This is a genomic window from Gloeomargarita sp. SKYB120, from assembly GCA_025062155.1.
Taxonomy (GTDB): domain Bacteria; phylum Cyanobacteriota; class Cyanobacteriia; order Gloeomargaritales; family Gloeomargaritaceae; genus Gloeomargarita.
Genome location: JANXAM010000006.1, coordinates 45,947 through 69,657 on the forward strand (window position 1 = coordinate 45,947; position 23,711 = coordinate 69,657).

At 56.1% G+C, this 23,711-nt stretch carries 19 protein-coding genes and 1 pseudogene; 14 read left to right on the top strand and 6 right to left on the bottom strand.

What is annotated here, in order from left to right; genetic code table 11:
• Positions 1–74: 74 nt before the first annotated feature.
• From NZ705_03915 to NZ705_03930, 4 genes are read left to right on the top strand one after another with little or no spacing between them, the layout of a single operon-like run.
• A complete protein-coding gene (locus NZ705_03915; GenBank protein MCS7292103.1) occupies positions 75–692 on the top strand; it encodes a hypothetical protein in 618 nt (205 codons plus the stop codon).
• Complete coding sequence (locus tag NZ705_03920) at positions 692–2,350, top strand: asparagine synthetase B family protein (protein ID MCS7292104.1); 1,659 nt, start codon at positions 692–694, stop codon at positions 2,348–2,350. Before NZ705_03915 ends, NZ705_03920 begins: the two co-directional genes overlap by 1 nt.
• Positions 2,347–3,531: a hypothetical protein gene (locus NZ705_03925; protein ID MCS7292105.1), complete on the top strand. Its 1,185-nt coding sequence runs from the start codon at positions 2,347–2,349 to the stop codon at positions 3,529–3,531. Before NZ705_03920 ends, NZ705_03925 begins: the two co-directional genes overlap by 4 nt.
• Positions 3,518–4,840, top strand: coding sequence for a hypothetical protein (locus NZ705_03930; protein MCS7292106.1), 1,323 nt, complete (start codon positions 3,518–3,520; stop codon positions 4,838–4,840). The genes NZ705_03925 and NZ705_03930 overlap by 14 nt, the downstream gene beginning before the upstream one ends.
• Here NZ705_03930 and NZ705_03935 read toward each other — a convergent pair.
• Both NZ705_03935 and NZ705_03940 read right to left on the bottom strand, forming a co-directional pair.
• Positions 4,816–6,456, bottom strand: coding sequence for an asparagine synthetase B family protein (locus NZ705_03935; protein MCS7292107.1), 1,641 nt, complete (start codon positions 6,454–6,456; stop codon positions 4,816–4,818). The two genes, NZ705_03930 and NZ705_03935, sit on opposite strands and share 25 nt — an antisense overlap.
• Before the next feature lie 5 nt (positions 6,457–6,461).
• A complete protein-coding gene (locus tag NZ705_03940; protein MCS7292108.1) occupies positions 6,462–8,150 on the bottom strand; it encodes an EAL domain-containing protein in 1,689 nt (562 codons plus the stop codon).
• Between the two features lie 153 nt (positions 8,151–8,303).
• Between NZ705_03940 and clpS the strand changes: the two are divergent.
• The 3 genes and pseudogenes from clpS (at position 8,304) to NZ705_03955 (ending at position 11,307) form a co-directional block, all read left to right on the top strand.
• Positions 8,304–8,540 (top strand): annotated as a pseudogene (clpS, locus tag NZ705_03945) (ATP-dependent Clp protease adapter ClpS).
• Positions 8,537–10,537 carry an excinuclease ABC subunit UvrB gene (gene uvrB / locus NZ705_03950; protein MCS7292109.1) on the top strand — a complete coding sequence of 667 codons (2,001 nt, stop codon included), beginning with the start codon at positions 8,537–8,539 and terminating at the stop codon, positions 10,535–10,537. Before clpS ends, uvrB begins: the two are co-directional and overlap by 4 nt.
• On the top strand, positions 10,534–11,307 hold the full coding sequence (locus tag NZ705_03955) for a proteasome-type protease (protein MCS7292110.1): 774 nt from the start codon (positions 10,534–10,536) through the stop codon (positions 11,305–11,307). Before uvrB ends, NZ705_03955 begins: the two co-directional genes overlap by 4 nt.
• A 244-nt stretch (positions 11,308–11,551) precedes the next feature.
• Here the strand turns inward: NZ705_03955 and NZ705_03960 are convergent, their stop codons facing one another.
• Positions 11,552–12,799: an NAD(P)/FAD-dependent oxidoreductase gene (locus NZ705_03960; protein ID MCS7292111.1), complete on the bottom strand. Its 1,248-nt coding sequence runs from the start codon at positions 12,797–12,799 to the stop codon at positions 11,552–11,554.
• A 407-nt stretch (positions 12,800–13,206) separates the two neighbouring features.
• Here NZ705_03960 and NZ705_03965 point away from each other — a divergent pair, with 407 nt between their 5' ends.
• Both NZ705_03965 and NZ705_03970 read left to right on the top strand, forming a co-directional pair.
• Positions 13,207–14,022: a sulfite exporter TauE/SafE family protein gene (locus NZ705_03965; GenBank protein ID MCS7292112.1), complete on the top strand. Its 816-nt coding sequence runs from the start codon at positions 13,207–13,209 to the stop codon at positions 14,020–14,022.
• Positions 14,023–14,398: 376 nt separating this feature from the next.
• Positions 14,399–14,719: a hypothetical protein gene (locus NZ705_03970; GenBank protein MCS7292113.1), complete on the top strand. Its 321-nt coding sequence runs from the start codon at positions 14,399–14,401 to the stop codon at positions 14,717–14,719.
• A gap of 51 nt (positions 14,720–14,770) precedes the next feature.
• Here NZ705_03970 and groL read toward each other — a convergent pair whose 3' ends face one another.
• Both groL and groES read right to left on the bottom strand, forming a co-directional pair.
• The gene (gene groL, locus NZ705_03975) at positions 14,771–16,402 is read right to left on the bottom strand and encodes a chaperonin GroEL (GenBank protein MCS7292114.1); all 1,632 of its coding nucleotides are present in this window, start codon (positions 16,400–16,402) and stop codon (positions 14,771–14,773) included.
• A 15-nt stretch (positions 16,403–16,417) separates the two neighbouring features.
• Entirely contained in the window at positions 16,418–16,729 is a 312-nt protein-coding gene (gene groES / locus NZ705_03980; protein MCS7292115.1) for a co-chaperone GroES, read from the bottom strand.
• A 247-nt stretch (positions 16,730–16,976) separates the two neighbouring features.
• Here groES and psaK point away from each other — a divergent pair, with 247 nt between their 5' ends.
• Both psaK and NZ705_03990 read left to right on the top strand, forming a co-directional pair.
• Positions 16,977–17,234: a photosystem I reaction center subunit PsaK gene (gene psaK / locus NZ705_03985; GenBank protein MCS7292116.1), complete on the top strand. Its 258-nt coding sequence runs from the start codon at positions 16,977–16,979 to the stop codon at positions 17,232–17,234.
• Positions 17,235–17,296: 62 nt separating this feature from the next.
• Positions 17,297–18,523 (top strand): site-2 protease family protein, encoded by a 1,227-nt coding sequence (locus NZ705_03990; protein MCS7292117.1) that lies wholly within the window; start codon positions 17,297–17,299, stop codon positions 18,521–18,523.
• On the opposite strand, the gene NZ705_03995 is transcribed toward NZ705_03990, so the two are convergent.
• Positions 18,520–19,536: a type I glyceraldehyde-3-phosphate dehydrogenase gene (locus NZ705_03995; GenBank protein MCS7292118.1), complete on the bottom strand. Its 1,017-nt coding sequence runs from the start codon at positions 19,534–19,536 to the stop codon at positions 18,520–18,522. The genes NZ705_03990 and NZ705_03995 overlap by 4 nt on opposite strands.
• 162 nt (positions 19,537–19,698) lie before the next feature.
• Between NZ705_03995 and murC the strand changes: the two genes are divergently transcribed.
• From murC to NZ705_04010, 3 genes are all read left to right on the top strand, one after another.
• On the top strand, positions 19,699–21,111 hold the full coding sequence (gene murC, locus NZ705_04000; GenBank protein ID MCS7292119.1) for a UDP-N-acetylmuramate--L-alanine ligase: 1,413 nt from the start codon (positions 19,699–19,701) through the stop codon (positions 21,109–21,111).
• Entirely contained in the window at positions 21,108–21,992 is an 885-nt protein-coding gene (gene murB, locus NZ705_04005) for a UDP-N-acetylmuramate dehydrogenase (GenBank protein ID MCS7292120.1), read from the top strand. The genes murC and murB overlap by 4 nt, the downstream gene beginning before the upstream one ends.
• A gap of 69 nt (positions 21,993–22,061) precedes the next feature.
• Positions 22,062–23,699: an AarF/ABC1/UbiB kinase family protein gene (locus NZ705_04010; GenBank protein ID MCS7292121.1), complete on the top strand. Its 1,638-nt coding sequence runs from the start codon at positions 22,062–22,064 to the stop codon at positions 23,697–23,699.
• Positions 23,700–23,711: the final 12 nt, after the last annotated feature.

The following is a 23,711-nucleotide window of genomic DNA, read 5'->3' on the forward strand; positions in this document are numbered from 1 at the left end:
CCTGGTTCCTGACCTTGACAGAACCCCTAGCTCCTGGCTAGTCTGAAGCTGGCTGTCTGCAAGGATAGCGCGGTATGACCGAGCGCCTCACTCGCGAGCAGTTGAACCAGCTCATTGCCGAAGTGCAGCGTATTGCAGACCGCCAGCTCGATACCATTGGCCTTGCCCAGGCTAGGGAAATTCTCAGGGAACTCAATCTGCCCGATGACCTATTAGAAGAAGCCCTGCTCCAAATCCGACGTCGCCAGGCGGCCAAGCAGCAGCAATTGCTAAACCGGCTGGTTGTGGGCGGCGTTGCGTTATTTTTGGCTGTGGCCATTGGGGGCTATGTTTACCTTGAACGACGAAAGGAAAGCCTGATTGCCAACGTCCGCAGCCAAGCCGCCCAAGTGACCCTAGCGCAACGGCCCGAGCAACCTGTGCAGGTGGTGATGCGCCCCAGCGAGGTGGTCTATCGGGTCACGTTGGTGAATGCGCCCGTTGGTCAAAAACTCCCGATGGCTTGTGATTGGGTCAATCCCCAAGGCACGGTCGTTCACCAGAATCGTTATCAAACCAAACAAATTAGCACTCCACTTTGGAATACCCGTTGCCGGTACCGGCTGAGCACGGCGGATGCCACCGGCCTCTGGACGGTCAGGATGTATGTCAAAGATCGGCTAGTCTCGACCACTTCCTTTGAAGTCCGGTGATGCAGGTGGCCGTTAGTCCAGCAGGCTTCCTCGGGGCTTGGGGTGCCGACCTCCAGGACCTGCTGGCAAAGCAGCCTGACCATGCCTGGCGGCTCCTGCAGGTGCAATCCATTGGTCTAGACGCAGGCCAAGGCATCGTCCAAACCGGCGGTGAGGCGTGGGCAAACGCAACAGGCACCACTTTAACACTGGGGCGGCATCCCTTTGGACGGGTCACCTTGTACTGGTATCAGGGCGAGAAAGGTCTTTGGTTTGCGACACGCTGGCGCTGGTTGACACCCTTGGTCACCCCTGAAATAGACCCCTTAGCTGTCTATGGCTATGCCTGCTTTTCTTACGTGCCAACGCCGTGGACCCCTTACAAATCCATTCGAGCCATCGAAGCCGGCTGGCAATACACGTGGGAAGCGGGAAAGTTGACCAGCCAAAAAGCGTCTCCCGTGTTGGCTGATTGGCACGAGCAGGCTGACCCTTTAGCTGATGAAGCCATTGCCGTTCAGGAGTTGCGAGACCTGCTCGAAGAAGCCGTTGCCCGCCAGACCTGTGACCTCCACCAGAAAACGGTGGGAATTTTGTTATCGGGGGGCTTAGATTCCTCCACCATTGCGGTGCTGCTAAAGCGCGCCGGCCTTAAAGTCCGCGCTTACACGTTAGATTTCGGTTCATACGGCATTTCTGAAATGGCCTATGCCCAAAAAGTCGCCCAGCATTTGCAGATTCCCTTGGTCAAGGTTGAATGCTCACCCCGCCGTGTCAAGCAGTCGCTCAGTGCCGCAACCAAAGCGCTCGATTTACCCTATGGCGATGGCGTTTGTATTCCCCTATGGTTGCTGTATCAAACGGCGCGACAAGAGTGCGAAGTCTTATTCAATGGCGAAGGGGGTGACCAGTTATTTGCTGGCTGGACAAATAAACCTCTAATTGCCGCCTACGTTTATCAGAACCAGCCTGTGTCTTTTGTTGACCAGTATCTCCAAACCTTCCATCGTTTGTGGGGCTACGGCCCAGCAGTTTTCGCGCCTTCCTTTTGGCAACAAGTTAAACATTGGTATCCGGGCGATTGCTTACAGGATGCCCTAGCCGGAAAGGGTTCATTTTTGGCTCGCTTGCGACGGGCAACGTTGATGCTCAAAGGTGCGCAAAATATCCATCCCCGTGCAACCAACCTTGCCCTGGCATTGGGGTTGCGCTTGCGCTCTCCTTTCTGCGATGAACACTTGGCGAAATGGGCCTTTACGGTCAAGGCAGAACTATTCTTGCGGGGGGCCTGTGAAAAGTACATTTTGAAACGAGCGGTTGAACCTTGGTTGCCGGCAGAAGTGGTCTGGCGAGAAAAACGGGGGATGGGTGTGCCCTTGACTCAATGGTGTTTGGGACCTTTGTGGCGCGATTTGGGGCAGTGGTTAAATCCTAAACGCCTAGAAGCAGAAGGAATTTGGCGACCGGATTTAGCAGCCAGGGTGGCCTTTGGTGGCTTGGGAAGTGAGTTGCGCAAACGACGCATCGGGGAAATTTTATGGCTGCTTTTGGCTTGGCAATGTTGGCGCTCTCAATTGGGCGAGATTCGCCAGGGAAATAGCTGGTGGCATCCCTTTGTGCTCCCTTACGAGTTCTGGCGTCGTACAGGTTTATATCGCTGCTGGAGAGACTCCATATGATGAACACCGAGTTACTCCTAAAACTGCTCGATATCTACGGGTCACCCTTATACGTCTATGACGCTGAACATTTTTGGCAAATGCTCCAGCGCATTCCCCAGCAGGTGGGCTATAAGCCAACGACCTACTGCTTTGCTGCCGTGACCAATGGTAGTTTAGCACTTTTGCAACTGGTGCGACGGGCGGGCTGGAGTATTCATGCCAATACACCAGGTGATATTTATCTAGGACTAAAGGCCGGTTTTTTGCCTGAACAAATTGTCTATAGCGGCAGCAATCTTAGCCCCGCCGATATGCAACAGGTGTTGGCCTGGGGTGTAACGACTTTCAACTTAGACAGCGTTGCCCAGGTGCAACAGCTCTGTGAATTGGCTAAAGACGTCCCCTGTCTGCAATTAGGGCTACGTTTAAATCATCCCCCACTGACGGGTGACAGCCGCATTGGTGTGCAACCCCATGAGTTTCCCGAAGCCGTTGCGATTGCGCGTCGGTACAACCGTTCTATCCAAGGATTGCACTTTTATCGAGGTACAGGGACAAATGCTACCCAAGCATTCATTGCCGTCATTGATCAGCTACTAGAGATAGGAAGAAGCTTACCTGACTGGAAATACCTGGACTTTGGTGGAGGTTTTGGGTACCCCTACCGGCACGGCAAGGTGGTATTTGACTGGCAAGCGTTTGGACAGGCGCTATCACAAGCACTCAACGGGACAGGAATTCATCTTATTCTTGAGCCAGGACGCAATGTGATAGCTGGCTGCGGCGTCTTACTTACCACGGTTGTATCCGTCAAATACCAGGGAGAAAAGCAAATTGTTGGGGTAGATACGACCATTGCTAACCTGACTGCTCCGAGTGTCTATGGCGACTATCGCCAGATCATTACCCTGAACAAAAACGGTGTGACTCTCCCAACGGATGTGTGTGGAAATACGACCTACTCACGGGATTACTTAGGAAGAAACATGGCATTGCCTCCCCTGGAAATTGGAGACCGGTTAGCCATTTTGGATGTAGGGGCCTATGGATATGCAATGGCGTCTCATTTTCTTCATCGTCCAAAACCCGCTGAAGTTTTAGTCAAAGGTGAACACCATTTCTTGATTCGAGAGCGGGAAGACTACAGCGTTCTTTTATCCAACCAGTGCAATATGGAGCAGGCTTATGCGTTGTATTAACTGCGGAACAAACAATAACCTGCGCGACCGCCAGGCTAATCAGGGCCGGTGCAAGCAGTGCGGAACGCCCTTTGCCTTTGAGCCAACTGATATGCCGTTGAATTTCCGGCTAACTGACCTGGCGTTTCAGCGAGTGATAGGGAAACTCTCAGCTAATGGTGCTCTGTGTTTCACAAAAAAGCAACTGTACTATGAGCTGTGCCGGTTAAAGGAAAGGCGTGATAAGGTACCCGAATTTCTCTTTGTCATTGTTTGGATTATTTCATTTTTTATTCTCCTTGGACCACTTCTGATTATCTTATCTGTAATTGCTTTTCTAGGCCATTTCAACTTCGATTTTCTAGTATATGCAATCTATCCAGTATATGCAGCTTCTCACTTCATAGGCCTGTGGTTTGCCAGTCAGGACCTGAAGCATTCCCGTCGCGACCGACTGGCTTATGCCTATTGTCTCATAGCCCTTGGGTTTATTTTGCTTATTTCCGGCGGTGCGAATATGCAACAGTGGTTTTTGATGGTTGTTCTAATGATTTTTGGTGTTGGTGCTATAAGTTTAGGTTCATGGCAAGCCAGACGGATTCCTAATACACCCGAAGCACCGCCGTCCCTAACCCAGGAACTATTCAACTCTCTTATTGACCGCTGGACAAGAGCGCATGGGCCGCTGGATAAGTTACTGCCAAGGGCTACGAAAAATGATTTTGCCACTGCCTTGCCAGCAGCCGATGTGACCAACTACAGCTTTGACCGGTTGATTGTTTGCCAGAGTGACGACATTGCCAAAATGCTTCTGGCGAATAACTTTCACTTTGAATACAACAGTGGCGTTGTCAGTATCAAAGGCTATCCGTCCAGCATCTTTGATACAGTGATGACGATGGCCAAACGCAATCCTGATCTCAAGGTCTTTGTCTTGCATGACTGTAGCCCGGAGGGAATACGCACAGTGCATCGGGTTAAACAGAACCCCCGCTGGTTTGGGCAGCAAAATGTGACGGTGATTGATGCTGGGATTTCTCCCCGCCAGGTTCTGTCAGCGCGACGACCAATTTTCTGTTTATCGAGTGATGAGATGCAGCGGGATTTTTTGACCTTGGCTAAAGAGATTCGAGACACGTTAACCCCGGCTGAGCAGCGATGGCTTTACGCCGGCAATTACATTCCCCTTGAGTTTTTCAGACCTGAGCAGATTATCAACCTGCTAAGCCGCAGTATCCAACTCACTCTGCAGGTGAGCAGGGTTGAGGAGGACGAGCCCTTAATCGCTTTGGGTGATAGTGGGATTTATGTCGTTGATACGTTTGGTTGAAATGAGCGATGTTGTTGAAGCCAGAGTTCTAGGCTTGCTAGTAACCATAGCTTCACACCGTAGCGTCGCCAGGGGTCGCCTTGATAGTCCAACCATGACTGGATGAGATGGGGCTGCAGGTAGGCGGAAATAGCTGCATGTTTTCCCAACAATAAATCCCTAGCCTGCCGGTTCCAATACTTCTGAAACCCTAGTTGTACCGGCACCATCATCCCGCTTTTTGGACGGTGAATGATCTCCGGTGGCAATAGGGATTGCATGGCGCGTTTGAGCACCGCTTTTTCTTCGGCGCCCGCAACCTTACATCCCACCGGAATCCGCAGGCTAAAATCCACCACGCGCCGGTCAAATAAGGGCGACCTTCCTTCTAACCCCACCGCTCCCAACAAGTTATTCACTTTGGTTAGGATGTGGTCAGCACCCTTGAATTTGATGTTGATCAAAAACAAACGCTGTAGCAACTCCATATCTCTGTGCAAGTCATCGGCGAAAAAGAACGGAGCATTTTTAACTTCAGCCCAAACATCTGGTTTGAGTAATTGGGACAAGTCGTCAAAACACTTTTGGAAGGAACGGGCGTAGTGACTCACGAGAGAACCGCCGTAAACCTGACTGAGTAACATGGGCTGGTTTTTCGGACCGCCAAAACAGGGGTCGCCTCCTTCACCGTTCAAAATCAAAGAAACGGAGGACTTGGCAAATCTGGCCAGTCGTAGATTGGGCACGGTTAACGGGTCGCCAATCGGGTCATCTAACTCGGCCATTGTTTCCGGCAAGTAGTCCCACATCTCCCGGAAAGAAATTTCCAACGGGCGATGCTCTAGCCCGTACTGCTGCGCCACCAGGCGAGAAAAGAACAGTTCATTGGGTACTTCCGAACCGAAGTGAATCGAATAACAAATCACCTTGCCGCTATGAAGTTGAGCGCTTAAGGCGGTGACAGCACTGGAATCAATTCCCCCCGAAAGAAAAATCCCCACCTTGTCGTGGCCCATTAATTTTTCTTGCACAACCTGCTGCAAAAGCTCCAGCAACTCCTCTCCGTAACGCTCCACATCCCGGGCATCTGCTGTCGGGGGAACCCGCGATTCGGGTTGCCAAAAGATGCTCGTTTCCTTTTGGGGGAGACGCAAAACGGTTCCCGGTCGCAGCTCCTGCACTTCTTGCCATAGCGTCTGGCTACCCGGCACAAACGCACAGCATAGATAATCCCGCAACGCCACGAGGTTGATTTCCCCGCTGTGATAGGGCCGCAGGGTTTTTAGGCGCGGCGCAATCCAGGTTACGCGCCCCTGGTGGGTGTAGTACAATGTCCGACCGCCCACCCCATCCCGACACAAGTACAGCACTTGGTCTTGCCGGTCCCATACGACTAGGGCGAAAAACGCAGTGATGGAGTTGAGAAGGCTAATTCCGTGCTGTTCCCAGCCGTTGGCAATGGTTGCTAGGGAGCACTCACCAGTGGTTTCTCCGACGACGACGTAGCGTTGCGATGGACTCCAGCACAGGGCGGTTGACGGCCCAAAAAACAGGAACTTGCCTTGGTCATGCCAGGTCGGGGTTGGACTCGTTGGCAGCGCGACCACGCCAAACCCAATCCACCAGGAACGTCCCATCCCACCTACCAGCGGGGCGGCTGTTGCAGGAGTTTTTCCACTTGAGCAACCTCTAGCGGCGGCGAGAACAAATACCCTTGCCCAAAAGCACAATTCATGAGCCGCAACTGACGCAACTGCTCCTGGGTTTCCACGCCCTCGACCACCACTGCTTTCCCCATGGCATGGGCCAGCCCCACCATGCCCTGCACAAAAGTCCAGGCGTCCGCATCAGCCGCTTGGATAAAGGATTTATCAATCTTGACCATGTCAATCGGCAGGGTGCGTAGCCGGTTCAGGTTGGAATAGCCCGTGCCAAAGTCGTCCATCAAAATCTGCAACCCCAAGTCCCGCAGTTGCGAGAGCATGGTGGTGACGGTCTCGATGTCCTCCATAATCAGGCTTTCGGTGAGTTCTAACTTCAGGTGATTTCCCGGCAAACCCGTTTCCTGCAACACCTGGGTAATCTGGGTCACCAAATCCGCCTGCAGAAATTGCTTACTGGAGACGTTCACACTGACGGTCAAGGGACGCAAGTCGGGAAACTGCTGGTGCCACCGACATAACTGAGCACAGGCTGTCCGCAACACCCACAGCCCAATCGAGGCAATCAAACCGGTTTCCTCTGCCAGGGCAATCAATTGGTCGGAGGGAACGGCACCCGCTTGGGGGTGGTGCCAGCGCACCAACGCCTCAAACCCGACAATCTGCCCGCTAGTCAGTGCGACGATGGGTTGATAGCGCAGGGACAATTCCCCCCGTTCGATAGCACGGCTCAGGTCCGTCTCCAACCGCAGGCGCTGGCCTGAGTTTTCCATCCCCGGGCGAAAAATCTCCAGACGTCCTCGCCCCAGTTGTTTGGCTTTCTGGGTGGCCGCGCGAGCAAACCGCAACCAGTCCTCCGGCTGTTGCACCGGCAGATAGCTCCAGGCAACCCCCATGCTCACCGTAATAAACACTTCCTGGTTTTCCAACTCGAAGGGGGTGTGCAGGTCCTTTTGAATCGCCTCTAACCGCGCCAGCGCTTCCTCGGGCGATGTAATGCTTTCCAGAATCAGGGCAAATTCATCTCCCTCCAACCGCGCCGCAGTATCGCCAGGAGCCAGTCGTTGCCGTAATTGCCGGGCCACCGCCGCCAGTAACTTATCCCCCATGCGGTAGCCCAGGCTGTCGTTGACCTGTTGCAGGCGGTCAATATCCAGATGCACCACGGCAAACAGCAGCGAGGTTTCCACTGGCAGCCGCTCCTGCATCGTCTGCAACAGGGACATCAGCATATTGCGGTTGGGTAAGCCCGTTAGAGAGTCGTGGTACACCCCTGGTACGACCGCCGTTCTGTCGGTGAGGGATGGGGGCGTCGTTGGCGCTTGATCCAGTGCGCTGAGGTAAATTTTGTAGGGGCCAATCTGGAGACGGTCGCCGTGTTGAACCCGCCGGTTGGTGCCCAAGCAATGCTGCCCATTTAAAAAGGTGCCGTTGGTGCTTTTGTCCACGAGTTCTAAGCCATCTTCCCGCGCCAGGATCAGGGCATGACAGCGGGAGACCTGCTTGTGGGAAAGGACCACCAGCGTTCCTGGCTCTTGGAGAGCCGCCCGCATGGCCTGTTCATCTCGCCCAAAAATCACCGGCACCCTGACCCGCCGCTTTTGCAGCGTTCCCGTGGTCAAATCTTCCCAGCTCAGTTCCAACTCCACCGCTGTCTGGCATCGGGTCATGACTCTATAGTTAGTTTAGCGACCGGCTGTTCCCCCATCGCTCAGGGCCGCCGATTTTTATACTAGAACCAGAATGTTTACTGCATGAGTGGGGAGTTACCTATGGCTTCGCAAACGCTTCTGGAAAAAGGGAGTCAAGCCACCACCAAGCACTATCCCAACTACAAGGTGATTGTCCTCAATGACAATGTGAACACCTTCGAGCACGTGGCCCGTTGCCTGATGCAGTACATCCCGGCCATGACGCCCGACCGTGCCTGGGAACTCACCAACCAAGTGCATTACGAAGGTCAGGCAGTGGTGTGGGTCGGTCCTCAGGAACCGGCGGAACTCTACCATGAACAACTCAAACGTGCCGGTCTGACCATGGCCCCTCTTGAACCCGCATGAGCCGCCTTTTTCAACTGCACGCACCCTTTGCCCCCACAGGGGACCAGCCCCAGGCGATTGAACAACTGGTGCGGGGGGTGCAGGCGGGCTACCGCTACCAAACCCTGCTGGGGGCTACGGGTACGGGCAAAACTTTTGTGATGGCCAATGTCATTGCCCAGGTGGGACGACCAACCCTGGTGCTGGCCCACAACAAAACCCTAGCGGCCCAACTGTGCAATGAGTTGCGGGAATTTTTCCCCCACAACGCCGTCGAATACTTCATCAGTTATTACGACTACTACCAGCCAGAGGCCTATATCCCCGTCACCGACACCTACATCGCCAAAAGCGCCTCCATCAATGACGAAATTGATATGCTGCGGCATTCGGCCACCCGGTCGCTCTTTGAACGGCGGGACGTAATTGTCGTGGCTTCGATTAGTTGTATCTACGGGCTAGGAATTCCCAGTGAATACTTGAATGCTGCTGTGCATTTGGAGGTGGGATTAACAGCGGAACCGGTGCAAGTCGCCCAGGCGCTGGTCAATATCCAATACGACCGCAACGATGTGGAACTGGGACGGGGCCGATTCCGCTTGCGGGGCGATGTCCTAGAAATTGGGCCCGCTTACGAAGACCGCGTCATTCGGGTGGAATTCTGGGGCGATGAAATCGAGCGAATTGAACTGCGCGACCCCCTCACCGGCGCGGTTTTAGAATCGGTGCAGGCCATTAACATTTATCCGGCGCGCCACTTTGTGACACCGGCGGAACAATTGGAGCGAGCTTGCCGGGCGATTGAGCAAGAGCTGGAAGAACGCTTGGCGGAGTTGGAAGCGGAAGGCAAACTCCTGGAAGCGCAGCGGCTCAAACAACGCACCCGCTACGACCTGGAACTCCTGCGCACCGTGGGCTACTGCAATGGGGTTGAAAATTATTCGCGTCATTTAGCGGGCCGGCCAGCGGGTTCGCCCCCGGAATGCCTGGTGGATTACTTCCCGGAGGATTGGCTGCTGATTGTGGACGAGTCCCACGTCACTGTGCCCCAATTGCGGGGGATGTATGAGGGGGATCAATCCCGCAAACGAGTCTTAATTGAACATGGATTTCGCTTGCCGAGCGCTGCCGATAACCGCCCCCTCAAAGCCGATGAATTTTGGGCCAAGGTGAACCAGTGTATTTTTGTGTCGGCCACGCCGGGGGATTGGGAACTGGAGGTGTCCGAGCAGGTGGTGGAGCTGATCATCCGTCCCACCGGGGTGCTGGACCCGGACATTTCGGTGCGTCCGACGGTCAACCAGGTGGAAGATTTGACGGGGGAAATCTACCGGCGTGTCGAACGGGGCGAAAAGGTGCTGGTGACCACCCTGACCAAACGCATGGCGGAGGATTTAACTAGCTACTGGCAAGAGCAGGGGTTGCGGGTGCAATACCTGCACTCGGAAATTGACGCGATTGGTCGCATTGAAATCCTGCAGGGACTGCGGGCGGATGAATGTGATGTCATTGTGGGGGTGAACTTGCTGCGGGAGGGATTGGATTTACCAGAAGTCTCGCTCGTCGCCATCTTAGACGCAGATAAGGAAGGGTTCTTGCGCTCCGAGCGGTCCTTGATTCAAACCATTGGGCGAGCCGCGCGACATGTGAATGGACAGGCCATTTTATACGCCGACATCATCACCGAAAGTATGCAGCGAGCAATTCAGGAAACCCAGCGGCGCCGGCAGAAACAGATTGCTTACAATCAAGCGCATGGTATAACGCCGCAACCCATTCGTCGGAAACCCGCCAACCGCATCTTGCAAACCCTGGAGTTTTCTCGGCGGATTCAAGCCAAGGAAAGCCCGGCGGACTACCGGGTGACCTCCCTAGAGGCCAGCGACATCCCCGCCTATATCCAGGAACTCGAGCAAAAAATGCGTGAAGCAGCTCGCAATTTAGAATTTGAACAAGCGGCCATCTACCGGGACCAAATCCAAAAACTCAAACAACAACTGACTACCTCAGAACCATGACCTACTGCCTAGGCATCTTGACGCGGTACGGATTGGTGATGGCTGCCGATTCCCGTACTCATGCCGGTGTGGACTACATTTCCACCTATCGGAAACTGTTTGATTTCTCTCTACCTGGCCAGCGCGTTTTATTTCTCTGCACGTCCGGTAATCTTGGCATTACCCAGGCGGTGGTGGCCCAACTGCGCCAGGATATTCATCAACAACACCCAGAGAACCTGCATACAATTGGCTGCATGTACGAAATTGCGACGTATATCGGGAGAAAACTTCGCAAATTACAGGAGGAAAATCGGCCCTGGCTAGAGCGGGACCATATTGATTTTCAATGCAACTTTTTGGTGGGGGGGCAAATTCAGGGCGATGAACCACAACTATTCCTTATTTATCCCCAAGGCAACTGCATCCACGCCACACCAGAAACCCCTTTCTTGCAAATTGGGGAAACCAAATATGGCAAACCCATTCTAGACCGCACCCTCACCTACGAAACGCCGCTCGCAGCCGCCGCCAAATGTGCCCTGCTATCCATTGATTCCACAATGAAATCCAATATCTCTGTTGGGCCGCCGATCCACCTCATTGCCTACGAGCGAGACAGTTTTCAGGTACACTACCGGCTAGAACTGGGGTTGGGAGACCCTTATCTGCTCGAAATGCGTCGCTCCTGGGAGTGTTCTCTCAAAGAAGCCTTCGCTAATGTCCCTGACCCCCAGTGGCACACCAGTCCAACCCACCCAACCCACCACACTAATGACTTGGTGACCTAGTTGCAAGTGGGTTTTGTCAGATAGCCAAGCCGCTTGCGTTGGTCAGCGAGAGAACCCGCAACGAGTCTGCGCCCTGCGACTCAAGCAATGACCAGCATAGATGATCTGGCACACGGATTTTGGTTACCTACAGCTACGTCATGGGAGTTGATTCGGACAAAAGATAGGACTGCGCCCTGCCACCTGCCATTGAGCGACCTCGAATGACCCGGCTACAGGGCGTGTGCGATCAAAGGCTGCCCGGCTAGTAACGATGCACCAAGCGGTTAATTGGCTTGAAGATGTCCGCCTCAAACGCTTTCCCCTTGAGCATCCGGTTCCAGTACAGCCATGGCAGGACATGCACCTTGACCAAGTACATGGAGTAGCGCTCCTGGGTGGGGTCTAGCGGGAACGAAGGCAGCAGCTTGCCATCATAACCAAACTCGGCCATGATGGCAGAGTTATAGCCCGTAATCAAGGGACAACAAGTGTAACCGTCGTAACGGGCCGCCAGCGGTTGACCATCCATCGCCGCCAGGAGATTTTGGGCTGCTACTGGCGCTTGCTTGCGAGCCGCCGCTGCGGTTTTGGACGTTGGCAACGACGAGGCATCCCCTAGGGCAAAAACATTGGGATAACGCACGTGTTGCAGGGTATGTTTATCCACGTCAACCCAACCCCCAGCGCCCGCTAGAGGACTGTTTTTGATAAAGTCCGGCGCGCTCATGGGAGGCGTCACGTGAATCATGTCATAGTGAATGCTGACCTCGTGAACCCCTGCATCCGTCGTGACATCAAAAATGGCTTCCTGGGTCTCCGGTCGGATTTCCTTGAGATTGTGCTTGAACTTGACCACAATCCCGCGCCGGGCCACAACTTTTTCCAAGCTGGCGGAGTATTCGGGGACGCTAAACATCGCTCCCGCCGCCGTGCAGAACATCACCGTCGTGTTGACGCCCACACCACTTTTACTCTTGAAGTAGTCGTCGGCCATGTACATAATCTTTTGGGGCGCTCCCCCGCATTTAATTGGCGTCGCCGGTTGTGTAAAGATGGCCGTCCCACCTCGGAAGTTGCGAATCGTTTCCCAGGTGTAAGGCGCATAATCTTTGGAATAATTGCTAGTGACGCCCCCTTTGCCCAATGCTTCTTTTAAGCCTTTGATCAAATGCCAGTTGATTTGAATTCCTGGGCAGACCACCAGGTAATCGTATTGAACCGCCAGCCCCGACTCAGTGATCACGGTGTTGTGATCTGGGTCCAGTTGGGTCACCCGGTCTTGAATCCAAGCTGTTCCTGGGGGTAGTACGTCCTTTTCATGGCGAATGAAATGGTGTAACGGACGAATCCCCCCGCCAACGAGCGTCCAACCCGGCTGGTAATAGTGCTTATCCGAAGGCTCAATAATGGCAATATCTAACCCCCGTCGCCGCTTGAGGAGTTGAGCAGCTACACTTACCCCGGCTGCCCCACCACCCACAATGACCACCTGGTGATGGCGACTGGTCATAGGAGCGGCGGCGCCACTGCCAGAGTGCTCAGCGACCGGCACAGACTGATTTGGTATAGCAGTTGGTGACACGGCAATCCCCCATACACATCGTGACCGTATTACAGTATAGCCTGAAATTACTGAATCGTTATGGATTCATACGGTTAATCTTTGAGACATTTATTGAACAACGCCAATATCAGTGAAACATAAATTGACAAAAATAAACTTTTTAACCAGATTACTATATGGTAGTTTAATAAAGTAATCAGCTCTTGGGGGGGGTAGATGCGTCGTGGCAGGGACGGCGATGTTGCGCCCGTGCTTGACGATGACATGGCAATTGCCCATGTCCGTTACTCGCCAGCGCCGGGATGCAAGTGGTACAAGCGTAGGTTACACATCAAGCGTTTGGGGATGAAGCGATGCAACTGGTTCTTGGTTATGGGCTAGCGTTATTGATAGGAATTTCGCTGGGTCTCATTGGCGCCGGTGGCTCGATTCTGACGGTGCCGGTTTTGGTTTATGTGATGGGTGTCAATCCGACGTTGGCAACGGCGTATTCACTCTTTATTGTGGGTATTACGGCTTTGGTTGGCTCATGGGATTACTTCCGCAAAGGACTCATTAGTCTCAAAACAGCCTTCGTTTTTGCGATTCCAGCTTTTAGTTCCGTCTTCCTAGTGCGCCGATTCCTCATACCAGCAATTCCACCCAAGATTGTGCAACTAGGAACACTGACCCTGACCAGGGATATTCTCTTAATGATTGTCTTTGCGGTGTTAATGATTTTGGCATCCCTTTCCATGATCAGAAATGGCAAGGGTGATACTCGTCATCTCCCCGTAGAAGACAAACCACCTGAATTCAATTTCCCATTAATTTTTGGCGAGGGTATAGTGGTTGGAGCGCTGACGGGTCTGGTTGGTGCTGGCGGCGGTTTTCTAATCATTCCAGCGCTGGTCGTTTTGGCGGGATTACCGATGAAAATGGCTGTGGGCACATCTCTGTTGGTCATTGCCGCTAAGTCGTTGATTGGTTTTCTAGGGGATGTGCAAAACCCTGAGTTGCAGATTGATTGGGGATTGCTTATGCTTTTTGCTGGCGTGGCTAGTATTGGTATTTTTGTGGGGTCCTACCTGTCCACTTTTATTTCAGGGCGGAAATTAAAAAAAGGATTTGGTTGGTTTGTGGCTGTGATGGGTGTTTACATATTGATTAAGGAAGCTCGGGGAGGCTGACAGCACTGTCACTCAGCAGCTCTAGCTCAGCCGCCGGGGAGAAACCCCACATCAGGCGGAGACCAATGTACCGTCGCGCCCGAACTTAACTCGCTAACCCGTAGTACAAACGCACTACATCGGCGGTCACCCATTTTTGTCACAAAACTATAAGATAAGCTCTCATTTTATTGAGGATTGCAACGAATTGTACTTGTCGGAAAAATCCCTTTGGTACGATCACGGGTACTGGTTCTGGGAGGGGTCATGGCTGACAAGGTGAAACACTTGAGTGTCCGGCTCAGCGATGATGAAAATCGCGCGCTGGAGAATTACTGTCAGCGAACCAGTCAATCCAAAACGGAAGTGATCCGCCAATTTATTCGCTCGTTAATTCATGCCCAAACTAACGGTCATTCCAATTCTGGCAGCAGTCAATCCGCCTGAACCGCCTCCAGAAGATACGTGGTTACCTTTAATCTCACTGGTCGCCAGTCTGGTACAGGGAATCATTTTTTTGTTGGGGTTTACGTTTTCGGGTTTGGTGGTCATTCTCCAGTGGTTTGCAGCGTTGCTGACTTTGGGCTTGGGGTTCATTTGGACGCCGTTACAGGCCATTTTGACAGCAATTCTCATGCCGTTTTTCACAATCGGGCTGGGGCTGCTCTTGCCGCTGTTGCTCCTGGGGTTGGTGGTCGCACTGGTGACGCGGCGATAAAAAAGCTCCCCAACTGGGGAGCCTTTGGGGCAGGGTTAATGGAAACAGGCCTTAGTAGTCAAAGTCTCCGCCGCTACCGCCGCCTGCGGGTGTCTTTTCCTTGGGTTCGGGTTTGTCCACCACAATGCATTCAGTGGTCAGAACCATGCCCGCAATGGAGGCGGCGTTTTGCAGGGCGGAACGGGTGACCTTGGCCGGGTCCACGATCCCCGCTTCGAACATGTTGGTGAAAGCGCCCTTGGCGGCGTCGTACCCCACTTCAAAGGGCTTGTCCTTGACCTGGTCAGCAATCACCGCTCCGTTGACACCAGCGTTTTCGGCGATGCGCATCAGGGGAGCCATCAGGGCGCGGCTGACGATCAGAGCGCCGGTCAGCTCCTCTTCAGTCAGGTGTTCCTTCGCCCAGGCCTCCAACTCAGGGGCTAGGTGCGCCAAGGTCGTCCCACCCCCAGGGACAATCCCTTCTTCAACCGCCGCTTTGGTGGCGTTGATGGCGTCCTCCAGGCGGAGCTTCTTGTCCTTCATTTCGGTTTCGGTGGCCGCCCCGACTTTGATCACCGCCACGCCACCGGCTAGTTTCGCCAAGCGCTCCTGCAGCTTTTCCTTGTCGTAGGTGGAGTCCGTTTCTTCAATTTGCCGGCGAATTTGCTCACACCGCGCCTTCACTGCCGCTTCGTTCCCCTCGGCAATGATGGTGGTGTGGTCTTTGGTGATAGTCACCCGCCGAGCCTTGCCCAGCATGTCCATCCGCACGCTGTCGAGCTTGGTCCCGGTTTCTTCGGAGATCACCTGCCCGCCGGTCAGGATAGCAATGTCCTGCAGCATGGCTTTGCGCCGGTCCCCAAACCCAGGTGCTTTCACCGCCGCCACGCTCAACACGCCCCGTAGCTTGTTCACCACTAGAGTCGCCAGGGCTTCTTTCTCAATGTCTTCCGCGATGATGAGCAAGGGTTTGCCAGCACGAGCGACTTGCTCCAGCACTGGCACCAAGTCCTGCACAAGCGTGATTTTCTTGTCGGTGATGAGCACCAGAGCGTCCTCCAGGGTGGCTTCCATCCGCTCGGCGTCAGTGGCAAAGTAGGGGGAGATGTAGCCTTTGTCAAAGCGCATCCCCTCCGTGACCTCCAGCTCGGTGGTCATGGACTTGCCTTCTTCTAGGGAGATCACACCCTCCTTGCCCACCTTTTCCATAGCCTCGGCGATCATCTTGCCCACTTCTTCGTCATTGCCAGCCGAGATGGCAGCCACCTGGGCAATCGCCTTGGAGTCCTCTACCGGACGCGCGTGGGCGGCAATTTTCTCCACGACAAATTGGGTGGCTTTGTCAATCCCCCGCTTCAGGGCAATGGGGTTAGCGCCGGCAGCCACGTTGCGCAGCCCCTCCTTGACCATGGCATGAGCCAGCACGGTTGCGGTCGTGGTCCCATCTCCTGCCACGTCGTTGGTCTTGGAGGCTGCTTGCCGGATCAAGGCCACCCCCGTGTTTTCCACGTGGTCTTCTAGCTCGATTTCTTTGGCAATCGTGACCCCGTCATTGACAATCTGGGGCGCGCCGAATTTCTTTTCCAACACCACATTGCGCCCTTTTGGCCCTAGGGTCACGGCAATCGCTTCCGCCAAGGTATCCATCCCTTTTTCCAGGGCGCGGCGGGCGTCTTCGTGGTAGAGAATCTTCTTCGCCATGGGTTGTCAACCTCCTTAGCTCACAGTCGCCAGGATGTCTTTTTCCGCCAGCAGGACGTAGTCATCCATGCCAATTTTCAATTCGGTGCCAGCGTATTTGGAGTACAGCACCTTGTCGCCGACTTTGACTTCTATTGGAATCCGCTGACCGTTCTCATCCCGTCGACCAGGGCCAACGGCCACTACTTCGCCTACCTGAGGCTTTTCTTTGGCCGTATCGGGTAACAGGATGCCACCAGCTGTTTTTTCTTCCGATTGACTTACCTTGACTAGCACTCGGTCCCCCAAGGGGGTGACGGTCGAGACGCTCAACGTAATGGTTGCCATAGGCGATGACACTCCCACTGCTACAAAAGGGTTTGTTGCCTGGAGCGGCCCCACCCATTAGGTGTTAGCACTCTCCGCTTCCGAGTGCTAATGTAACCGAGACGACTGCAGGGGCGGAGTACGGGTTTCCGAACTGGCCAGGCTGTAAATTTGGGCTAAGTTTTGTGGGGAAGTGTTACAGGGACGCTGGGAACGGGTTGGGGTGGGTCTTAGGATGGGGGAGAGTTTGCAAGTTGGGAGGAGGCTAATGTACTCAGTGTTGTTGGCAGTGCCGACGACGGTGCCCTGGTCGCCGCGTGTGGCGCTAGTCATGGTGGGATGCAATTTGTTTGCGGTGGCGATTGGGTACTGGGCAATTCAAGCCAAGGGGGTTGCCGGGCCGAAGTTGCCCTTGCCGGAGTTGTTTCGGGGCTTTGGCGTGCCGGAGTTGCTGGCGACGGCGGCCTTTGGGCATATCTTGGGTACGGGGATGACGCTAGGGCTGGCCAACGCTGGCTTGTTGTAATCACACCTGCGCTTCCCCCGATTTCTACAATAGAGATCAATCGCGAAGGGGGATTAACTGCTATGCATGGGGGAATCAGGGTGGGTTCGCTGTTTGGGATTCCCCTGTACCTAGACCCTTCGTGGTTTGTCGTTGCCCTGTTGGTCACCTGGGGCAACAGCCTCCGCTGGCAACAGCTTTACCCCAACTGGCCGGGCTGGTGGGTTTGGGGTGTAGGATTTTCCCTGGCGCTAGGGCTATTTGGCTCGGTGGTGTTGCACGAGTTGGGCCACAGTTTGGTGGCGAAGGCCCAAGGGGTGAAGGTGCGTTCTATCACCCTGTTTTTGTTTGGGGGGGTGGCGACGTTGGAGCAGGAGTCGCGGACCCCGATGCAGGCGCTGCGGGTGGCGTTGGCGGGTCCGGCGGTCAGCCTGGGGTTGGCCTTGGGGTTTATGCGGCTGACCCAATGGTTGGGAGGCGTCGCGTCCCCCTGGGGTCGGATCACCCAGGAACTCATGGCGATGAATTTCGTGCTGGGCCTTTTTAATCTGGTGCCTGGCTTGCCGCTGGATGGAGGCCAGGTGCTCAAGGCCGTGATTTGGCAAATCACAGGCAGCCCGTTTCGGGGGATCCAGTGGGCGGCGGCCTTCGGCTGGGCGCTCGGCACAATGGCCATGCTGTTAGGTATCTTCGCATTTTTGAGCGGGGCGGGGGGCGGGCTATGGCTGGCGCTGATTGGCTGGTTTATGGCCAGCAACGCCCAAACTTATCGCCAGTACAGCTTGGTGCAGGAGATTCTGCTCAAGACGAAGGTGCGGGACGTGATGAGTCGGGATTTCCGGGTGTTGCGGGCGGAAATGTCGCTGCGGGATTTCGTGGATTTGTACTGCATCCCAGCCCAGACCCCTGAAATTTATTTCGCCGAAGCAGACGGGCGTTATCTCGGTCTGGTGGATAGCAGCCGGTTGACCCAGATTGAACGCAGCCGCTGGCCCCACCTGGAACTGCGGGAAATCGTCATTCCCCTCAACGAGTTGCCCAGTGTGCGCGAGCAGGATTGTCTGGCCCAGGCGATTGTGACGCTGGGAAATGACCGCGCCTGGTTGCTGGTACGCTCGCCGGTGGGGGGCGTACAGGGAATTGTTATGCGTGGGGATGTGCTCAGACCGCTGGCGCCGTTTCTGGGCATGAGTGGGTTGGACATTGAGCGGGTGAATCGGGAGGGGCGTTATCCCCAGGGGTTGAATCTAGTGCCGCTGGCGCAAAAGGCCCTGGAGTTAGCGGCTTCCCTCCCGGAAACCCAGATTTAGCGCGGCCAGCAGCAGGCGATGTGCTCCGCCAAGTCCACCACCCGCTGGGAGTAGCCCCACTCGTTGTCGTACCAGGCCACGACCTTTACCAGCGTGCCGTCAATCACCATGGTCAAAGGGGCATCCACAATTGAGGAGGCGTTGGTACCCCGGTAGTCGCTGGAGACCAAAGGCTCTTCATTATAGTCCAAAATGCCCTTGAGGGGGCCTTCACTAGCGGCTTTGAGCACGGCGTTGACCTCCTCGGCAATGGTGGGCCGCTGTACCTCCACCACCAAATCGGCCAGGGAAACATTGGGCGTCGGGACCCGAAAAGCAATGCCGTTGAGTTTGCCGTTGAGTTCGGGAATCACCAAACCAACGGCTTTCGCTGCGCCCGTAGAGGTGGGCACGATGTTAATCGCTGCCGCTCGCGCCCGGCGTAAATCCCGGTGGCTGGCGTCTAACAGGCGCTGGTCGCCCGTGTAGCTGTGGGTGGTGGTCATCATGCCCTTGACGATGTGGAAGTGCTCGTGCAGGACTTTGACCACCGGCGCTAGGCAGTTGGTGGTGCAACTGGCATTGCTGATCAGGTGGTGCTGGTCGTGGTTGTACTCGTGGTGGTTGACCCCCACCACAAAGGTGGCAATGCTGGCGCCTTTGCCCGGTGCTGTGATCATGACCTTTTTGGCCCCGGCGGTCAGATGTTTGCTCGCGCCTTTTTCGTCCACAAACACCCCGGTGGCCTCGATCACCAGGTCAATCCCTAGGTCGGCCCAGGGGAGGTTTTCCGGGTTGCGGTCGGAATAGCACTTGATGGTTTTGCCGTTGACGGTGATGGAATTTTCGTCACTGGTGATGGCTACATCCCACCGCCCCAACGTGGAGTCGTATTTCAGCAGGTGGGCGTTGGTCTTCGGGTCAGAGGTGTCGTTAATGGCGACTACGTCAATCTGGGTGGTCGCCCGGCCCATCCAGCAGCGCAGGACGTTCCGCCCGATGCGGCCAAAGCCATTGATTGCAACCTTAATCACGGTAGTCCTCGACGGTGATGATGGCGTGAATTTGCCCACCATCTTACCACCGTTTGGGTCTGCTCACTGAGGATCTAGCTGAAGGTTTTGGGATGGCCGGTTTTTTGCTTAGGCGATTCTTGATATGATAGCCGCTGAACCGTGGTGTTGCCGGGAGTGAACATGCCGCCCCGCCCTGTGGACCTATCTGGCCGACCGTTTCACTTTATCGGTATCGGGGGCATCGGGATGTCGGCTTTGGCCTATATCTTGACCAAGCGGGGCATTCCGGTTTCGGGGTCGGATGTGGCGCCCAACGGCATCAGCGACCGGCTGGCGTCTCTGGGGGTGCGCATTACCGCCCAAGATGGCTCAGCGTTGCGGGTGGCGGGGCAACCCTTACCGCAAGTGGTCTGGTCCACCGCCATCGGGGCGACGAATGTCGAGTATCAACTGGCCCAGGCGTTGGGGTGTCCACTGGTGCATCGCTCGGATGTGCTGGCGGCGCTGGCCCAAGAGTACGAGAGCATTTTGGTGGCGGGAACCCACGGGAAGACGACGACCAGCGGCCTGATTGGGCACCTCCTGTTGCAGGCAGGCTGGGACCCGACGATTGTAATTGGCGGTGAAGTGAGCACCTGGGGCGGCAACGCGCGCTTGGGGCAAGGGCGCTTTTTGGTGGCCGAGGCCGACGAATCGGACGGGACGCTGGTGAATCTCCAGGGCCAGGTGGGGGTGATCACCAACATCGAGTGGGACCACACCAACCATTTCGCCTGCTTGGCTGACGTGGTGGAGACGTTTCGCGCCTTTGCCGCCAACTGTGAGGCGCTGGTGGTCTGCACCGATTGCCCGACGGCGGCGGCGCTCGTGGCGTCATTGCACCGGCCAGTGGTGACCTATGGGTTAAAGGGCCTGCCTCACTACGGGGTGCAAGGGGTGGACTATACACCGGCGGGCATCCGCGCCCAGGTGGTGCAGGGCCAACAGATGTTGGGGGAACTGACGATTCCGCTGCTGGGCGCACACAACCTGCGCAATACCCTGGCGGCGGTGGCCGTGTGCCGAGAACTAGGCATGGGGTTTGACGCCATTCAAGCAGGGGTGGCGACGTTTGCGGGCGCACGGCGGCGGTTCGAATTGCGGGGACAGGCCAACGGCATCGAATTTTACGACGACTACGCCCATCACCCTAGCGAGATTCGGGCGACCTTGAGCGCGGCTCGCCAGCGCTGGCCGCAGGGGCAACGGCGGTTGGTCGTGGTCTTTCAGCCCCATCGCTACAGTCGCACCGCTAGTTTGCTGCCGGATTTTGGGCCAGCGTTTGCCGAAGCCGACCTGGTGGTGCTGGTGGATATTTACGGCGCTGGCGAGGGCAATCCCACTGGGGTGACTGGAGAGGATGTGGCGGCCCAGGTGCGGCGGTACCATCATCAGGTGCAGTACATTCCCACGCTAGAGGCCCTGGAGCAGGAACTTCCCCTGCTACTCCGGCCAGGGGATGCGGTGTTGTTTTTGGGAGCAGGCAACCTGAACCGGGTAATTCCCCGGCTGATGACGATTTACCAGGCCGATGCGCCGGTGACGGTAGGATGACTGCGGTGGTTCTTTGGCAAGCCCAGGTGCCGCTGGCGGCTTGGACGACCTATCGCGTTGGAGGCAACGCCCAATGGTTTGCCTGTCCACGCACGCTGGCAGAACTCCAGGCGCTCCTGGCTTGGGTGACTCGGGAGCAGGTACCGCTGACGGTGCTCGGGGCCGGTTCCAATGTGTTGATCAGCGACCGAGGCATTGAGGGCTTGGTGCTCTGCACTCGCTATTTGCGAGGAGCGACCTGGGAAAAACAGACCGGCCAGGTGATAGCAGCCGCAGGAATGCCCTTGCCCCAGTTGGCTTGGGAGGCGGCGCGACGGGGCTGGCGGGGATTAGCTTGGGCGGTCGGGATCCCGGGCACGGTTGGCGGTGCGGTGGTGATGAACGCTGGTGCGCAGGGGGGGTGTACCGCCGAGTACTTGGTCAGCGCCGAGGTCTGGATGGACGGGCAAATTCGGACCCTGACCCCCGCCGACCTGGACTACCGCTACCGTGACTCCAGGCTGCAGCGAACCCTGGGCGTGGTGCTGTCGGCCCGTTGGCAATGTTGCCCTGGGGATGACCCGCTGGCGCTGTTGCAGCAGACGGGGGCCTACCTGCATCACCGACGCACGACCCAGCCCTACCATTTGCCCAGTTGCGGCAGCGTGTTTCGCAATCCCCCCCAGTACGCCGCTGGTTGGCTCATCGAACAGAGCGGTCTCAAGGGGTTTCAAATCGGCCGGGCCCAGGTCTCACCCCTACACGCCAACTTCATCGTCAATTTAGGGGGCGCAACGGCGCAAAATATTTACGACTTGATTTGCTATGTGCAGGCGACGGTAGCAGAGCGCTGGGGGATTCACCTGCAACCGGAGGTCAAGTTTCTGGGGGCGTTTGGTTGACGGCTCGGCAAAGGCGCTACACTGAAGTCGCTGGCGATTCACCCGTCAGGAATTGTTGAGTCAGACGTGATGCTTTCTGGTTTTGCTCGGACGACCGAACGCCAGGCAGAAATTGCCGAAGTCCTCCTGCGCAACGGCTGGAAATTTATGCGGCAGTTGGTGTTGGGGAAAAAAGCGGGCGAGCCGGAATTACCCCCACCGGCGGTGCTGCGGCAAATCCTGGTGGAACTGGGGCCGGTCTACGTCAAGTTAGGGCAACTGCTCAGCACCCGCCCTGACCTGTTGCCGGTGCGCTACACGGAGGCCTTGAGTTCGCTGCAAAGTCGGGTGCCGCCGGTGGATTGGTCGGATATGGAGGTGGTAATCCGCCGGGAATTGCCCCAGCCCTACGGCACGGTGTTTGCCCATGTGCATCCCCAGCCGGTGGCCGCTGGTTCCATCGGGCAGACCTATCGGGCTACCTTGACCGACGGGACAGAAGTCGCCCTTAAGGTGCAGCGACCGGGGATTGCCGAGGTGATTGACCAGGATTTGACCCTGCTGCGCTCCCTGGCGGCCCTGGCGGAACAAACTGAGTGGGGGCAGAGTTGGAACTTGGTGGCCTTGGTGGACGAATTCAGCGCGGTGCTGCTGCAGGAGTTGGACTTCACCCGCGAGGCGGCCTTTACCCGCCAGATTGGGCAGAATTTGCAGCGTTCCCCGTGGCCGGAGGTGCGCCAGCTCAAAATCCCCCAGGTGTACGAAGCCTTCAGCACGCCTCGCCTGCTGCTCCTGGAGTGGCTAGATGGCGTACCGCTGTTGGCTGGGTATCGCACGACGGACCGCACCCAGGGGCCAGCTATTGCCCGAATGCTGCTGCGGGCGTTTTTCCAGCAAATTTGCTGGGATGGGCTGTTTCACGCTGACCCCCACCCCGGCAATTTCTTCTACTTAAAAGACGGTCGGGTGGCGCTGCTGGACTTCGGGAATGTGGCCCGTTTGGACCCCCGCACCCAGGCGTTGATGACCGAGTTTTTGCTGGCGCTGGTGACCCTGGACCCGCGCCGCTGCGTGCAGTTAACCCTGGAACTGGCAGAATCCCCTCGCCCCGACGACCTGAACCAGTTGGAGCAGGACTTTGGCCGGTTGTTGCGCCGCTATTACCCCCGCACCCTCGACCAGATGAACTTTGGGCAATTGCTGCGAGATATTTTGGAAACGGCCCGCCAAAACCGGGTGCGCTTGCCGGGGAGTATGGGGGTGCTGGCCCGCACACTGGCCTATTTAGAGAGCATGGGCCGCGAACTCGACCCCCAATTTGACTTAGTGGCGGAAATTCGACCCTTAATGGGCCGCCTGCTGCAACAGCAGTTGCTGGGGGGTGATGGACTCCCTGTCCTGCTACAAACGGCCCTGGATTTGCGTTCCCTGTCTTTAGATTCGCCGCGGCAGGTGGAGTTGCTGTTGCGGCGGGTGAATTCGGAGAACTTGCGCTGGCAGGTGCAGATTGCCGATTTAGCGGGGCTTGAGCGGGCCTTGGATACAGCCTCCCATCGCTTGGCCTACAGCGTGGTGGTGGCGGCGTTTATCATCGGAGCGGCGATTATCTTTGACCGAGGCCAAGCGAATCTGCCGTTGTTTTTGGGAGCGGGGTTGCTGCTGGTGGGGGCGACGACGCTGGGCTTTTGGCTGCTGTTTCGTCTCCTGCGGCCCCCGCGCCTGCGTTAGGCTGTTCCACAG